Annotated in this window: 3 protein-coding genes and 2 pseudogenes; 2 read left to right on the plus strand and 3 right to left on the minus strand. The window is 48.1% G+C overall.

From position 1 onward, the window contains the following. A pseudogene (locus tag QZ506_RS20895) lies at positions 1-83 on the plus strand (lipoprotein); the annotation flags it as partial. A gap of 57 nt (positions 84-140) precedes the next feature. On the opposite strand, the pseudogene QZ506_RS20900 reads toward QZ506_RS20895, so the two are convergent. Then, positions 141-290, minus strand: a pseudogene (locus QZ506_RS20900) (transposase); the annotation flags it as partial. A gap of 23 nt (positions 291-313) precedes the next feature. Between QZ506_RS20900 and QZ506_RS20905 the strand changes: the two are divergent. Next, on the plus strand, positions 314-448 hold the full coding sequence (locus QZ506_RS20905) for a hypothetical protein (RefSeq protein WP_291973649.1): 135 nt from the start codon (positions 314-316) through the stop codon (positions 446-448). A gap of 45 nt (positions 449-493) precedes the next feature. Here the strand turns inward: QZ506_RS20905 and QZ506_RS20910 are convergent, their stop codons facing one another. Both QZ506_RS20910 and QZ506_RS20915 read right to left on the minus strand, forming a co-directional pair. Further along, positions 494-682, minus strand: coding sequence for a hypothetical protein (locus QZ506_RS20910; protein ID WP_291973651.1), 189 nt, complete (start codon positions 680-682; stop codon positions 494-496). 98 nt (positions 683-780) lie between these two features. Then, positions 781-945, minus strand: a complete 165-nt coding sequence (locus QZ506_RS20915) for a hypothetical protein (protein WP_291973653.1) — start codon at positions 943-945, stop codon at positions 781-783. Positions 946-1033: the final 88 nt, after the last annotated feature.

Raw genomic sequence — 1033 nt, forward strand, 5'->3', positions numbered from 1 at the left:
AGGTGGGTGAAGCCATGGCCATGGTCAAAGCGCTTAACCGGATCACGCTATTAGGAATGCCGAACAGTATTCGCATCACGTAACAATCGACCCGTATGGGGCGCAGTCGTTACAAGTTCTGATTTATTCAACAAAGCCTAGTGGAAAGGTCGTCCACGCCGTTCAGTAGTGTTTTTTTCCGTCCATGCAGCAATGGCTGATTCATCTAGCCATACGGTTAGAGAACCGCGCTGCTTTAGGGCCTTGTTATAAGAGTGCCAGTTGGTGATTTTAAAATTTTGTTTTGCCATGGAGACCTGATTTTTAAACAACTGTGGTGATCTGCTCCGATGATTACCCAAAAGTTCTATTTATTCAACAAAGCCACGCGGACGGTGAGCTGATTGGCCGCACTCCGGCACATTTTACCATTGAACAGAAAACCATTGAGGTGTTTGCTCCGCGCTGATTCAGAGGCGTAAATACGCCCCTGAACGTGTGTGCGGTTTATTCCTTATTTGAAAACGCGAAAACGGGTTTCGTCATCAATATAGGTTTTCTCTCCGGCAGGTTGCTCAATGGAGCCGAACGGTAACTGCGCCCGCAGTTTCCACTGCGCAGGCAAATTCCACGCTTTTTTCACATCGTCATCAATCAGCGGGTTGTAGTGCTGTAGTGATGCACCGACGTTTTCTTGTGCCAAGGCTGCCCAGACAGCGAACTGCGCGATACCGGTGCCGTGTTCAGACTAGGTAGGGAAGTTGTCTGCATAAAGCGCGAACTGCTTTTTCAACGTATCGATCACGTCAGTATCTTCAAAAGAACAGCACGGTCCCGGCGCCCGCAGCAAATGAGGCCAGTTTTTCTCGGTGGGCTCAAAAGCATCCGCAGGCACGATTTTTTGGAGCTGATGTGGCTTTGTTGAATAAATAGAACTTTTGGGTAATCATCGGAGCAGATCACCACAGTTGTTTCAAAATCAGGTCTCCATGGCAAAACAAAATTTTAAAATCACCAACTGGCCCTCTTATAACAAGGCCCTCAAGCAGCGCGG

Origin of the sequence: Candidatus Symbiopectobacterium sp. (genome assembly GCF_020054415.1) — a bacterium.
In the GTDB taxonomy this organism is placed as follows: domain Bacteria; phylum Pseudomonadota; class Gammaproteobacteria; order Enterobacterales; family Enterobacteriaceae; genus Symbiopectobacterium.